Source organism: Solibacillus sp. FSL R7-0668 (genome assembly GCF_038006205.1).
In the GTDB taxonomy this organism is placed as follows: Bacteria; Bacillota; Bacilli; order Bacillales_A; family Planococcaceae; genus Solibacillus.
This window is the reverse complement of the sequence record NZ_JBBOUU010000001.1, coordinates 72,436-86,609: the sequence shown is the minus strand read 5'-3', so window position 1 is coordinate 86,609 and position 14,174 is coordinate 72,436. Positions and strand designations below refer to the sequence as shown.

15 protein-coding genes are annotated in these 14,174 nt (G+C 38.0%); 1 reads left to right on the top strand and 14 read right to left on the bottom strand.

The annotated features are described in order from the left end of the window. Positions 1-5: 5 nt before the first annotated feature. From glmU to metG, 12 genes are all read right to left on the bottom strand, one after another. A complete protein-coding gene (gene glmU, locus MKX47_RS00400; protein ID WP_340769969.1) occupies positions 6-1,376 on the bottom strand; it encodes a bifunctional UDP-N-acetylglucosamine diphosphorylase/glucosamine-1-phosphate N-acetyltransferase GlmU in 1,371 nt (456 codons plus the stop codon). A gap of 283 nt (positions 1,377-1,659) precedes the next feature. Beyond that, on the bottom strand, positions 1,660-1,959 hold the full coding sequence (gene spoVG, locus MKX47_RS00395; protein ID WP_340769967.1) for a septation regulator SpoVG: 300 nt from the start codon (positions 1,957-1,959) through the stop codon (positions 1,660-1,662). 274 nt (positions 1,960-2,233) lie between these two features. Beyond that, positions 2,234-2,608: a RidA family protein gene (locus MKX47_RS00390; RefSeq protein ID WP_340769965.1), complete on the bottom strand. Its 375-nt coding sequence runs from the start codon at positions 2,606-2,608 to the stop codon at positions 2,234-2,236. 1 nt (position 2,609) lies between these two features. Beyond that, on the bottom strand, positions 2,610-3,437 hold the full coding sequence (purR, locus tag MKX47_RS00385) for a pur operon repressor (protein WP_340769963.1): 828 nt from the start codon (positions 3,435-3,437) through the stop codon (positions 2,610-2,612). Between the two features lie 261 nt (positions 3,438-3,698). Next, complete coding sequence (ispE, locus tag MKX47_RS00380; protein WP_340769962.1) at positions 3,699-4,565, bottom strand: 4-(cytidine 5'-diphospho)-2-C-methyl-D-erythritol kinase; 867 nt, start codon at positions 4,563-4,565, stop codon at positions 3,699-3,701. A 187-nt stretch (positions 4,566-4,752) separates the two neighbouring features. After that, complete coding sequence (locus MKX47_RS00375; RefSeq protein ID WP_340769961.1) at positions 4,753-4,944, bottom strand: small, acid-soluble spore protein, alpha/beta type; 192 nt, start codon at positions 4,942-4,944, stop codon at positions 4,753-4,755. 107 nt (positions 4,945-5,051) lie between these two features. Next, a complete protein-coding gene (veg, locus tag MKX47_RS00370; protein WP_340769959.1) occupies positions 5,052-5,309 on the bottom strand; it encodes a biofilm formation stimulator Veg in 258 nt (85 codons plus the stop codon). A 140-nt stretch (positions 5,310-5,449) separates the two neighbouring features. Continuing rightward, entirely contained in the window at positions 5,450-6,337 is an 888-nt protein-coding gene (gene rsmA / locus MKX47_RS00365; protein WP_340769957.1) for a 16S rRNA (adenine(1518)-N(6)/adenine(1519)-N(6))-dimethyltransferase RsmA, read from the bottom strand. Further along, on the bottom strand, positions 6,330-6,893 hold the full coding sequence (gene rnmV / locus MKX47_RS00360; RefSeq protein ID WP_340769955.1) for a ribonuclease M5: 564 nt from the start codon (positions 6,891-6,893) through the stop codon (positions 6,330-6,332). Before rnmV ends, rsmA begins: the two co-directional genes overlap by 8 nt. A gap of 254 nt (positions 6,894-7,147) precedes the next feature. Continuing rightward, the gene (locus MKX47_RS00355; RefSeq protein ID WP_340769953.1) at positions 7,148-8,347 is read right to left on the bottom strand and encodes a ubiquitin-like domain-containing protein; all 1,200 of its coding nucleotides are present in this window, start codon (positions 8,345-8,347) and stop codon (positions 7,148-7,150) included. Positions 8,348-8,591: 244 nt separating this feature from the next. Further along, entirely contained in the window at positions 8,592-9,368 is a 777-nt protein-coding gene (locus MKX47_RS00350) for a TatD family hydrolase (protein WP_340769950.1), read from the bottom strand. A 250-nt stretch (positions 9,369-9,618) separates the two neighbouring features. Next, entirely contained in the window at positions 9,619-11,577 is a 1,959-nt protein-coding gene (gene metG, locus MKX47_RS00345) for a methionine--tRNA ligase (protein WP_340769947.1), read from the bottom strand. Positions 11,578-11,921: 344 nt separating this feature from the next. Here metG and MKX47_RS00340 point away from each other — a divergent pair, with 344 nt between their 5' ends. Continuing rightward, positions 11,922-12,200: an AbrB/MazE/SpoVT family DNA-binding domain-containing protein gene (locus tag MKX47_RS00340; protein ID WP_340769946.1), complete on the top strand. Its 279-nt coding sequence runs from the start codon at positions 11,922-11,924 to the stop codon at positions 12,198-12,200. Between the two features lie 204 nt (positions 12,201-12,404). On the opposite strand, the gene MKX47_RS00335 is transcribed toward MKX47_RS00340, so the two are convergent. Continuing rightward, on the bottom strand, positions 12,405-13,409 hold the full coding sequence (locus tag MKX47_RS00335; protein WP_340769945.1) for an ABC transporter substrate-binding protein: 1,005 nt from the start codon (positions 13,407-13,409) through the stop codon (positions 12,405-12,407). A gap of 14 nt (positions 13,410-13,423) precedes the next feature. Next, positions 13,424-14,098, bottom strand: a complete 675-nt coding sequence (locus MKX47_RS00330; RefSeq protein ID WP_340769944.1) for an ABC transporter permease — start codon at positions 14,096-14,098, stop codon at positions 13,424-13,426. Positions 14,099-14,174 lie beyond the last annotated feature (76 nt).

Sequence of the window (14,174 nt, the reverse complement as noted above, 5' to 3'; positions counted from 1 at the left end):
TAATTTTATTTTGAATTTAACTTACTTACATAGCCTAATTTGTTTTCCTGACGTGCACGCCCAATTGCTAATGCATCCTCTGGAACTTCTTTTGTAATTGTCGATCCAGCTGCGATGAATGACCCTTTTTTCAGTGTCACCGGTGCAACTAAGTTTGAATTACACCCAACAAATACATCGTCTTCAATCGTTGTTTTAAATTTGTTTTTCCCGTCATAGTTTACAGTAATCGAACCGCAACCAATATTGACGTTGCTACCAATTTCTGCGTCACCAATGTAGCTTAAGTGCGATACTTTTGTATCATCACCTAGCTTGCTCTTCTTCACCTCAACAAAGTTACCGATTTTTACATGATCGCCTAATGTTGATTGTGGGCGTAGATGAGCAAATGGACCAACAGCTGTTTCGTTACCAACTTGGCTATCTAACACCACAGAACTATGAATCGTTGTGTTATTACCAATTTGGCTATTCACGATATGACTATTTGGACCGATTTTACAATCTTCGCCGATGACTGTTTGACCTTCGATGATGACACCCGGTAAAAGAACCGAGTCACTCCCAATCACAGCATCTGCACTAATATGAGTTGTTGCTGGATTGATGATTGTGACACCATTACGCATATGGCGCTCATTAATACGTGCACGCATTAATTCTTCTGCCTGTGATAAAGCAAAACGATCATTTACACCAAGCGTTTCGTCGAAGTTTTCCGTAACATAAGCTGCGACAACTTCTCCTTGCTTTTGTAAAATTTCAATGACGTCTGGTAAGTAGTATTCCCCTTGTGCATTGTCATTTTTTACTTGCTTTAATGCTGCGAATAATGCTTTGTTATCAAAGCAATACGTGCCTGTGTTAATTTCTTTTACAAGCTGTTGTTCTGCTGAAGCATCCTTTTGCTCAACAATTTGCGCCACTTGACCAGCCGCATCACGAATAATGCGTCCATAGCCAGTTGGGTTTTCTGCAACGGCTGTCAAAATTGTTGCTTTCGCATGATTTGCCTCATGATGTGCAAATAATGCTTGCATTGTTTCAGGACGAATTAGTGGTGTATCGCCACAGACAACAAGCGTAGTACCTTCTAAGCTGCCTAAAATTGGTTCAGCTTGTTGAACGGCATGCGCTGTACCAAGTTGCTCCGCTTGTAAAACATACTCACTCTTATCTCCAAGTGTTTCCTTTACAAGCTCTGCACCATGGCCTACAACTGTAACGACACGTTCAACTTCTAGAGAGCCAATATGATCAATTACATGTTCTACCATAGGTTTCCCACAAACTGGATGTAACACTTTATATAATTTGGACTTCATGCGCGTACCTTGACCAGCAGCCAAAATAATTGCAAAAATATTCGACATTTTATAAGTCCTCCATTTTAGCTCATTTTCACTTATGACTATATAGTAAATTCACTATCTTTTCAAGGTATTCAGACTTGACAAAGGTTTGAAATTAAAATATTTTTAAACGTTTAGCTTTCTTTTATGCCCCTTCAAAATGGATGCCTTTTGATACTCAGGCTTTTCTATTACTTCTTTATCGACATTATTCCCTTTTTTTCTGTTATAGAACATAAAATCCTCTAAAACTTCATAAAAAAAGAGCCCTCTCATTTTTTTTGAGTGACTCCTAAGTGTTTTATTACACATTCGCTTCTTCTAACGCCAACACGTCTTCCGTATTTTCGTCAGCGGATGCATGAAATGCTTCTAAAACGATTTCTTGAATTTTATTACGCGTATTCGAATTGATTGGATGTGCGATATCACGGAACTCTCCATCCGGCGTTCGCTTGCTCGGCATCGCTACAAATAAACCTGTATTGCCATCAATTACTCGAATATCATGAATTACAAACTCATCGTCTAATGTAATCGATGCAATGGCACGCATACGTCCGTCTGTTTGAACACGGCGTAACCTTACGTCTGTTACTTCCATAATGAAATACCCTCCCTATACTTAGATGCGCATAATAATGACGTATCATTCAAGAAATACGAAGATTTCTTCCTTTTAGAATCACCTAATTTCTTAAATATGCATCATTTATCAATAGAATACAATAAAATGTAATATTTTTCTATCCACAATTTTTATAATTATTAAAATAAACGAAATATTCAGTTGATTAAGTGGCGATTTAGTCATAATTTAAAAGCTTTATAGACGTGAAAAACACCACTCTCCCTACAAGGAAAATGGTGCAAATGTATTATTTTACTAGCGCAATAACTTCGATTTCTACTTTTACATCCTTTGGTAAGCGTGCGACTTCTACTGCCGAGCGCGCTGGTTTGTGGTCACCAAAATGTGAGGCATAGACTTCGTTCATTGCTACGAAGTCATTCATATCCTTCATAAAGACGGTTGTTTTCACTACTTGGTCTAATGAAGAACCCGCTGCTGCAAGAACCGCTTTTAAGTTTTCAAATACTTGATTCGTTTGTGTTTCAATATCGCCCTCCACTAATTCGCCTGTTGCGGTTAATGGAATTTGACCTGAAGAATAAAACATATTGTTGACGATAATCCCTTGTGCATATGGACCGATTGCTGCTGGTGCATTTGTTGTTGCTACAGTTTTCATTTTAATTTCTCTCCTTTTGAAAAAAATTACCTTCACTTAATGCAATAGTACGATCTTTCTCGTTTACTTCATGTAATTTCACTAAAGAATAATAATCATCGACTAATGTTTCATCCGCATGCTCGGCTTCTACTAACACCGCTATACCTGCTAGCTCACAATCAAATTCTTCAAGTAAATTTTTCATGCCGTTCATCGTACCGCCGACTTTCATGAAATCATCCGTAATTAATACACGTTGACCACTCTTCATACTACGTTTAGATAACACCATCGTTTGAATACGACGAGAAGATCCAGATACATAATTAATACTTACCGTTGAGCCCTCTGTTACCTTGCTGTCACGGCGCACAACAACAACGGGTACATTTAAATGTCTTGCAATTGCATGAGCAATCGAAATTCCCTTTGTTGCAACTGTCATAATAACGTCAATTTGTTGGTTGGCAAAAACGCTCGCAAAAACTTTCCCAACGCGGTTCATTAAATCCGGACTTCCTAAAAGATCCGTCATAAATAAATAACCACCCGGTAATAATCGATCTGATTGCCCTAATTCATTCATAAATTCCCCAATTACTTCATGTACTTCTTGTTCAGCCATTTTTGGGATGTATTTTACACCGCCTGCTGCCCCAGGTACGGTAATTAAAAGCCCGATTCCTTTTTCTTCAAATGTTTCCTTCACAATTGTTAAATCTTCACTAATGGAAGACTTTGCAGAACTGTAAAGCTCAGAAAAATAAGTTAGCGGGATCAACTGATGTGGATGCTCAAGCAGATAATACGTCATATCTACAAGGCGTTCACTACGCTTCCATTTCATGCGACCCTCTCCTAAACATGTGTTTTTATTAATTACGTCTCTACGTAATTGCGTCCAGATGTTTTTCGAGCACTCTCGAAAAACTCCCCTAAAAATCAGCGACATCCGCCGGGGTATTCACTTCATTCAGCCAGGGTTTATATCCTATCTATAGAAGAAAGGCATTTCCGTTCCTGTCGCTTTGCTTTAGGTATAAAACATTTTGCTGAATTGAGTTAAATAACGAATATTTAATAGTCAAATTACCATAATTATACGTGTTTATGCAAGTGGATTTCGTTCACCTAACATTCGAACTACGTATACTTCTTCACAAAAACCACGCAGGCCGTTATAAATACGACTAACTCGTGCTTCATTTTCTACTAGACCAAATACCGTCGGACCACTACCACTCATTAGTACAGCGTCCGCGCCAAAACGGTGCATTTGCTCTTTCAGCATAACTACCTCTGGATGTAGCTTAAATGTTACGGTTTCCAAAACATTGCCTACAGACTTGCACATTAAGTCATAATCATTATTTTCAATAGCTGTAATCATTTGCTTTGTATTTGGATGCTTTAGACCCTCAATTTTCAAGCCGCCATAGACATCAGCGGTTGAAACACCAATTTTTGGCTTTGCTAATACAACCCAGCTCGTTGGTGGTGCTGGGAGTTCTTCAATTATTTCTCCACGACCTGTTGCTAAGGCTGTGCCACCATAGACACAGAACGAAACATCCGAACCAATTTTCGCACCAAGTACCGCTAGCTCATCCAGTGTTAAATTTAATTGCCAAAGCTCATTTAAACCACGAAGTGTCGCTGCAGCATCACTACTGCCGCCTGCTAAGCCGGCCGCGATGGGAATTTCCTTTTCAATTGTAATTGTTACGCCTTCAGAGATGCCGTATGTATTTTTTAACAACTCTGCAGCTTGATAAGCAAAGTTGCGCTGATCATCCGGTACAAAATTATCTGTTGAAGCAATTTTAATGAGTCCATCTGCTCGTGATTCAAGCCCAATACGATCTGCTAAATCTACCGTTGTCATTATCATTTCGACCTCATGATAATGATCTGGGCGCTTATATAGTACATCGAGTGTTAAATTAATTTTAGCGGGTGCTTTTACATAAAACATTAAAAATTCCTCCTACTTGTAAGGCACGCATTCGTTACGCGATCAATTTTATTATTTTTTATTTTAACATACGAATGCGTGAACATTACGTGAAAGGTCATTTTATTATGATTAAAATAATCGTGTTTAAAAAAACAAAATCAGCACCCCGTAAATTTTACTTACGGAGGTGCTGATTTGCGTCAACTTATTTTTGGTTGTTTTGTGTAGACTGATTAGCTAAGCTTTCCTGAGCCATTTCAACTGCACGTTTGACCATGTTTCCTGCATCACGGGCTTTAATACCGCCCCAACCCTCACGTTCTACTACGTCATAAAATCCAAGTTCTTTGGCAATCTCTTCCTTTAGACGACTCGACATGATTTTTTGTTTCGCCATGCAAAAAACCTCCTTTTTCGTTGACGCTTTTAGCATGTGCAAAAAATAAAAAAACACTCACAAAAAGGAGCGCTTTTTTCAACATATAAAAATAAGTACTAGAAAAACTATTTGATGGCTGCTACTGCATCATCTAAAAAAGTAATCTCTACTGCTTCGGTAAGTATATCTGTATAGCTGTAAGACACGCGCTTGCACGCATTATCCTTTTCGTGCAGTTCAATAACGAAAACGGCATGATACGTATCACTCAAAATCCCTTCGCATTCAACTGTTTTCTTGCGACCACCGTTTGCTTTTAATTGCAAACGTTTGCCCAAATGAGCATCTAATGACTTTTTAATGTCTGCTAACGTTTTTGGCATTTTTGCATACACCTCACTGTAAAATAGTGTATCACAACCCAAAAAAATTGTCAACAAAGTATATTATTTTATCACCGCGCTACATAGTCGTCAACTTTTTTATTTAATTTTTATTAACTTTTTTTAGTCCGTTTTTCACATTATTGTCGAACACAAAAGTGTGGATGTAAGCAGTCTGCCAATTTACCAAATTCTTGAATCGATAATGTTTCACCGCGACGAGTTGGATCTATGCCTGCCTCTTCTAATGCTTTGACAATCCACTCTTTGTTTTGCTTACCGTTTACAAGACCTGTTTGTAAATTATTAAAAATCGTTTTACGTCGTTGCGCAAAAGAAGCACGGGATACTTCAAACAAGAAATCCTCATCAATGACTTGTACTGGTGGCGTATCATGCTTAATTAAACGAATAACCGCTGAGTCAACATTGGGCTGCGGCATAAACACAGTTTTTGGGACAATCATTGCAATTTCAGCGGTGCAATAATACTGAATGGCGATTGATAATGAACCATAGGCTTTTGTACCTGGCTGTGCCGTAATACGATCAGCCACTTCCTTTTGCATCATTACAACAAATCCACGGATTGGTAGACGGTCATTTAATAACTTCATTAGGATTGGTGTTGTTACATAATACGGTAAGTTCGCAACGACCATAATATCATCGATTCCCGGCATTTCCTGTTCGATTACTTTCACAACATCTGCTTTTAAAATATCTGAATGCACGATTGTGACATTATCATATGGGCTTAATGTGTCCTCTAATACGGGTAATAAGCGTTGGTCGATTTCAAAGGATACAACCTTCTGTGCTTCACGCGCTAAATGCTCTGTTAATGCACCAATACCAGGACCTACTTCAATGGCACCACTATTTTCTGTTAAATGTGCATGGCTTACAATATTGCGGAGAATATTTGGGTCGATTAAAAAATTTTGACCTAAACTCTTTTTGAATGAAAATCCATACTTTTCTAAAATTTCTTTCGTACGAATCGGTGTGGCGATGTCTTTATACATGCTTATCCTCCTGGTCTAATGCTTGAATCGCTTGGGCAAACTGCTCAGTTGTAATTTGGAACATCATTAATCTTTTGTGCAGCTGCTTGCCGTTGGTCATACCTATATTTAAAATTTCACCTAATCGATCGCGTCGCATTTTCGATTGCGGATGACCGATTAATTTGGCTGTCATTAAATCTTCTAATGTTATTATTTCCTCTATTTGTGAATCGGCGATTGTATAGACATTGCGTAATGCTTCACAAATATCCGCGTCGCACGCATGCTCTATGCCTAATCCTTTACCATTTTTAGCGATTGTTTTGGCTTTGGCTAAAAACGCATGCTTTACTCCGGGTACGCGTTCTTCGATAATAGCTCGAATACGACGACCTGGATAATCTGGATCGGTAAATACAATAACACCACGCTTTTTTTGTGCATGTGCTATACGACGAAGTATTTCATCAGAAATGGCTGAACCATTTGTTTCAATTGTATCAGCTCCAGTTGCGCGCTTTACTGCTGTTGTATCGTCTTTTCCTTCAACAACGATAATCTCTTGTATGTCCAAGAAATGCTCCTCTTTTCTAACTTAGTCTTTCGCTATTTTACCATAGATTTCGTTTGGTTACTTGCGTACGTGATTGTGAAGATCAAAAGTGCTAAAGCGCTTTAACCTAGACGTACGATAAATTTTTATTAACGCTATCCTCAATGCGAAAATTTATCATTTCCTTAACAGCGAAAAAAGCTTTCTCGCTATCAGTCAAAAAGCGAGAAAGCTACTATACATTTTGGAAGTGGTAGATCTATAAAAACAACATCTTAATTTAATACTTTAATGCGTACCTTTTTACGACCCCAGCTATTTGCTTGAGCCTTTGTTTGTACTAAAATATCAATTTTATTACCCTTAATCGCACCGCCAGTATCTCCAGCAACAGCATAGCCGTAGCCTTCAACCCAAACCTTCGTACCAAGCGGAATTACGCGAGGATCCACTGCAACTAATTTTAAATCTGGATTTGCGCGCAAGTTAACACCGGCTGCCGAAATACCTGAGCAGCCTGCACAATAGGGTGTATATGCGGTAGCCTCTACATAAAATTCCTTACCTGTTGCTGGCTCACCAGAACGAGATACGCTTGCTGTAACGACTTTCGTACCAACCGCAACCACTTTAGTCTTTGGCTGTTCTACGATTTTTTCCGCAACTATTTCTTTCGACACAACATTACCGTTTTCTTTCACGATATTGTATGTGCGTTCTACCTTACCTTTTTTACCTTCTGTAACGACTTTTTCATCGCCCTTCAATAAAGAAGAATCGTTTTTCTTTTCAACTGCGAAATCTACTGATTCTTCCACTACATCGGTAACCTTTTCTACGCGAACAACTGCGATTTTATCATTTGGAGTGATAACATCCTCCAAATTTTTATCGACACGATCCGATTCTGCTAATTGAATGTCTTGTTGTTTTAAAAAGTTAGCGACCGTAGTCGAAGTGGACCATACTTGTCTCTTTTCTAAGCCATCGACAAGCGTTAACTGAAACGCCTTTTGAATATCGATTTTGTTATCTGCTCCTACTTCTGTATCTAAGCTTTGTGATACTAAATCATGCTTTGTTACTTCGATATTTGCTTCTTCCAAAATGTTCTTCACTACATTTTCAGTTGTCCAAACTTTTGACTGATTTCCATCAACTGAAATTACTATTTCTTTTGCCTGTTCCCAATCGATTGACATTCCACTATCAATCTTGGTACTCAGTGAGGGGGTGACTTTATCATACTGTGATATATCTAAATCTTGAGTTTCTAAAAACTCCTCAACCGTAGTTGCGTGTGTATAAATCTTGGTAGTCTCTCCGTTCGCTTCTAGCATAACGGGATTTTTCGTTCCGTGATAAAGAACGAATGCAATTACTGAAACAAACAGGACAAACGATAAAATCCTTACACCTGTTTGCTTACTCCTCAATGATCCTAAGAACTGGCTTTTCATGGTTTGCTTTGACATGAAAATAACGCCTCCTTAATACAAAGTTGGATTATACGGACTTGATTTCAAACTGTCAACCGAAATGATTTTCTCCAAAAATGCATTTTTTACTCAAAATCTTGTTACAACTAGTATTGGAGGCGTATAAATTTTTTAAACCTATCCAACGAAAATTGCGTTAGAAAAGTTGTTTTGAATTAAATTAATTTGGAAAAGAAGTTGCAATAAACTGTTAAATTATAGTGGTTTATTGTAACTGTTTTTATTGTTCAATTTTAAAAAAGCGTTTAGCATTCTCTGTCGTTTTTTGCGCCACTTCTTCTATCGAGATTTCCTTTAATCGTGCAATTTCTTCAGCCACTAACGTAACATAAGCTGGCTCATTACGTTTCCCTCGATATGGATGTGGTGCCAAATACGGTGCATCTGTCTCAATTAATAAATGTTCTAACGGAATTTCTGTCGCAACCTCTTTTGGCTGACGCGCATTTTTAAAAGTGACAGGCCCTCCAAGACTAATCATAAAATTCATATTAATGCATTCGCGTGCTGTTTCGACACTCCCGCCAAAGCAATGCATAATTCCACCAACCGAAGCTGCATTTTCTTCTTTTAGAATGCGTACGACATCCGCTGTTGCATCACGGTTATGGATGATAATCGGTAAATTTAATTTTTGGGCTAAGTGAATTTGTTTGCGGAACCAATACTGCTGTATATCTTTTGGCGACTTGTCCCAATGATAATCTAGCCCTGTTTCACCAATTCCTACGACTTTTGGATGCTTTGCCAACTCCTCAATCCATAGCAAGTATTCCTCTGTACAATCAATTGCATCAACAGGATGCCAGCCAATCACCGCATAAATAAAGTCATAGTCATTCGCTAACTGGATGGCACGCTCAATTGTCTTCTGATCAAAGCCAATTACAATCATTTTTTCTAAATTTGCCGCAAGTGCTCGGTCAATGACTTCCTGTAAATCTTCCTCATACTGCTCTGCATTTAAGTGAACATGTGTGTCAATATATGTGCTCATAGTCGATTCTCCTATCGTGTATTGTACTCATTACTAATATTTCTTAGTTTTCAGAATTATTACGTGTATATTACAGATTTCTATTATGTTGTCATTTAAATAGAGGGGTGATATTAAATTAGGTATATTTACTTATTTAAGTTCCTTATTTATCCGCCAAAATACTATTTCAAAATATTGTATTTAACTGGTAATAACCGCATAACGAAAAGTCTGTTGAACTGGTCGTTGCTCAACAGACTTTTTCGAATTATTTCACTTGTGCGCCGTTTGCCAGTTTTGGATCGACTGTTGCTAATGTTAATACACCATCATGTGATCCTGCTAAAATCATGCCCTGTGAAAGCTCGCCACGTAAATTCACAGGCTTTAAGTTTGCCACAACAATTACTTTTTTACCGATTAACTCTTCTGGCTTGTAATGTTCAGCAATGCCTGAAACAACTTGGCGCTGTTCATATCCAAGGTCCACTTGTAACTTCAATAATTTTTTTGCCTTTGCTACAGGTTCGCAAGCTAACACCGTTGCCACACGTAAATCTACTTTCATGAAATCATCGATTGTAATTTCCTCTGTTTGTGGCGCTTCTACAGCAGGTGCTTCTTCCTCTACTGTTTTTACCGAGCCCTTCATTTGCTCGCGAATATATTCGACTTCTACCTCAACATCTAAACGTGGGAAAATAGGTGTTCCTTTTTCTACCACTTTTATGTTTTGCGGAATAATATTACCGAATGTTTCAATTGTGTCCCATGCTAATAATTTTTCATCTAACCCTAATTGTTCGAAAATTTGCTTTGGTGTATTTGTCATAAATGGTTGAATCATCACGGCAATATGGCGTAGACTCTCCGCTAAACAATTCATCACTGCAGCTAATTTCGATTTATCTGCCTCGTCCTTTGCTAATACCCATGGTGCTGTTTCGTCGATGTATTTATTCGTACGTGATACAAGCGACCAAAGCTCTGATAGCACAACACTAAACTGCATTTTTTCCATACTCTCTTCATATTTAACACGAACATTTTCAGCATGTGCCTTTAGTGCAGCATCAAATTCAGTTGCTTCTAAGTTTTCAGTCGGAATCACACCATCAAAATATTTATTCATCATAGAAATAGTGCGGTTTAAAAGATTACCTAAGTCATTTGCTAAGTCGAAATTCGTACGCTCTACAAATGATTCTGGTGAGAACACACCATCTTGACCAAATGGTAATTCACGTAGTAAGAAGTAACGTGTTGCATCTAAGCCGTAACGTTCGATTAACATCTCAGGATATACAACGTTTCCTTTAGATTTCGACATTTTACCATCTTTCATCATAATGAAACCGTGTGCAAAAATTTTCTTCGGTAATGGTAAATCTAATGCCATTAAGAAAATCGGCCAGTAAATTGTATGGAAACGTACGATATCTTTACCCACTACATGCACATCCGCTGGCCAATATTTGTTAAATAGCTCTTCATTATCAGAACCGTACCCTAATGAGGTAATATAGTTGGATAATGCATCAACCCATACGTAAATTACATGCTTGGCATCGCCTGGTACTCTGATGCCCCAATCAAATGATGTACGCGAAACAGATAAGTCTTCTAAGCCTGGTTTAATGAAGTTATTAATCATCTCATTTTTACGAGATTCTGGCTCAATAAATTCTACATTATTTTCATAATATTTTAGTAATCGATCGGCGTATTTCTTCATATTAAAGAAGTAAGATTCTTCTTTTACTGTTTGAACTTTTCGACCACAATCTGGGCACTTTCCATCAACTAATTGCGTCTCTGTATAGTAAGATTCACAAGGTACACAGTAAAGGCCTTCATACTCCCCCTTATAGATATCGCCATTATCTAAAAACTTTTGGAAAATTTTTTCTACTGCATCAATATGGCGCTTTTGGGTAGTTTGAATAAAATCATTATAGGAAATATCCATAGTAGCCCATAATTTTTTGGCATTTTCTGCAATTTCGTTCACATAATCTTGAGGAGCCATGCCGACTTCTTGTGCTTTTTCTTGAATTTTTTGACCGTGCTCGTCCATTCCTGTTAAGAAACGCACGTCAAAGCCTTTTAAACGTTTATAACGAGCGATTGCATCTGACGCAACTGTTGTATACGCCGTACCAATGTGGAACTTCCCACTTGGATAATAAATTGGGGTAGTGATATAGAATGTTTGTTGTTCACTCACGAATGTAGCCTCCATTTGCTTGCTAAGTATCCTCTTTATTCTAACGAAGTACGAAATTTGTTTCAACGAAAGTTTATTGCAAATCACATTTGTCGAAAAATCATTACAAAACTTTGGGAATAATCTGAACCTTTTTAGCTAAGAATATTTATTAATGGTAAAAATCTTTAAATTTATCACCATAAAGTACAAATATAACAAATTTCTTTCTAAAACAAAGGAAATGTGAATGCTAATTTATTGACGTTTATGGCATTAGTTGGTATGATTCTAAATAGACAAGGAATCAATGTCGAATTTTGACGAATTTAAACAACTTTTATAATATAGGAGGAAATATCAATATGAAATCAACAGGTATCGTACGTAAAGTAGACGAATTAGGTCGTGTCGTTATTCCAATCGAATTACGCCGTACATTAGGAATTGCAGAAAAGGATGCATTGGAAATATATGTAGATGATGACAAAATCATCTTAAAAAAATATATGCCTAACATGACTTGTGCAGTGACAGGTGAAGTTTCTGATAACAATATGCGCTTAGTAGGCGGTAAATTAATTTTATCTAATGAAGGTGCAGAAACATTAATGAAAGAAATTCAAGCAAACCTACAAAAATAATTTTGTCTTTTTTTAAGACTTTCAAAATAAAAAATCAAGAGTTTGCATCATACACACTCTTGATTAATAAAAGGCAATCAAAAGTCTCTAGTAGACCTTTGATTGCCTTTCATTTTATGCTATTTTTTCCATTAGAAAAACTACAAGAATCGCCATATACGTTAACTTTCTAGCTCTACCCGTATGAAAGCTACCTTTCCACCACTATTTGGAAACGATATTTTCTACAAATTGTTGTGGATCGACCTTTGCGTCAATAACGCCGGCTTCATGTAGCCAATCCGCCACGCTCTGCCAACTTGCTACTTCTTGATAGCCAAATGGCACACCCTCATCCTCCATTAATGGTAGTAGAATTTTTAAACTTTCTGCTTCTACTTCTGGATCTAATGTAGAATCTGCATTTTCATTGGCCAATAGAATTTGTAAGCCCGCTTCTGGATCTTCCTTTACAAACTGTTGCCCTTTTGTCACCGCCTGCCAAAACTTCTCGATAGATGCCTTTTTTTCGTTAAAGGTTTCTTCACCCGCTACAACAACAAGCTCGTAATTATCTGGTACCCCAAAATCATTTAATCGGAAAGCTTCCATTTCGTAGCCTTCTTTATCGAGTAGCACTAATTCATGGTTAATATAACCGCCCCCGATGGCATCGACTTTATCTGTCGCCACTGCAGGAATTAAATCCCATCCGACATCAGTCATTTTCACTTTGCTAAAATCCCCACCATCATGCTCTACCATCGTTTTTATTACGGCTTCTGTTATGACGGTAGATGGATAGCCCACACTTTTTCCTTCTAAATCCTTCGGTGAATCAATACCCGCTGCTTTTTTCATCATAATGGAGTCAAGCGAATGGCGAACATACGCTGCAACTGATACAACCGGTATTTCCTCTGCTCTTGATTGAACAACTTGGCTTTGATAGCTAATAGCCAAATCAACCTTCCCTGTTGCAGCGAGCTTTAATGGATCATTTGTATCTGCGGGCATTTGAATTTCCACATCCAAGCCTTGCTCCTCAAAATAACCCTTTTCCTTTGCTACATAAAGTGCCGAGTGTACCGCGTTTGGATACCAATCTAGCATGATTGATAGTTTCTCTAATTCGGATTGTTCATTTTCAGATCCTGCTTTATCATTGCTACAGCCCACTAACATCATAGCAAGCAACAGCACACTAACAAGCCATTTCCAACTTTTCATTTTCTGTTTCTCCTTTAATTATCATATTTCCATTTTCTAAGAACCATTCGCTCGATCCATGTGGCCAAAGCAAATAGTAGAATTCCTAAAATCGTTAATAATGTAATCGCTGCAAAAACACCTTCTGCATTCAAATTTCCTGACATTCTTCGGCTATAATAGCCAAGTCCCTCACTTGCACCTAGCCACTCGCCAATCGTTGCCCCGACTAATGCAAAGACAATCGCCATTTTAAAGCCTGAGAAAAAGGACGGCAATGCCATCGGAATATGTAGCTTTAGAAAAATTTGCTTACGGGTCGCACCCATCGAGCGAAATAACTCAATATAATCTTTATCGCACGCTCTTAACCCATCATAGGTACTCACGACAATCGGGAAAAATGAAATAAGCACCGTTACAGCTACCTTACTCCAAATTGAATAGCCAAACCAAAGAACAAAGATCGGTGAAAGGGCAATGATTGGAATCATTTGCGAAATGATGACAGCCGGATACATCACTTTTTCGACCGACTTAAAACAAAACATCGCCATCGCAAGAGACACACCTAGTAGAACCGTTATGACAAAACCGATGAAAAATTCGATGGTCGTGGCCTTTAAGTGCACGAAAAATAAGACGTGCCAATTGTCGATGATTGTCTGCAAAACCCCTGTTGGAGCTGGGATAATAAAGCTCGGAACCATCCCTTGCCTCACGAGAACTTCAAAGATAACAAGCATACTCATCAAAAACAGGAGGAATAAAGCGTACTGTTGAAAC